We start from the raw sequence: 212 nt of genomic DNA on the forward strand, positions 1-212 counted from the left end.
ATAAAGGTCGCAAAGGCTTTAACTTCAGAGATATCTTCGGTGAAGACACCCAAGCCGATCACTATTACAACACTCCTCGTGTTTGGTATGGCCAAAAGATGTTCAACCCAGAAATTGAACAGGATCCAGAAAGTCGCACAATGCCATTCACTCGGGTTGCCGATCATTTAATTTCTGTTGAAGACATTGCTTTCTTCTTAAGCAGCCATTAC

General features: G+C 42.5%; 1 protein-coding gene. It reads left to right on the forward strand.

The features are described 5' to 3' along the window. Positions 1–212: C69 family dipeptidase (locus tag CBI42_RS12420; RefSeq protein ID WP_142294192.1), on the forward strand; the 212-nt coding region annotated here is incomplete at both ends.

It is taken from the genome of Streptococcus sp. KR (assembly GCF_002238115.1).
Taxonomy (GTDB): Bacteria; Bacillota; Bacilli; order Lactobacillales; family Streptococcaceae; genus Streptococcus.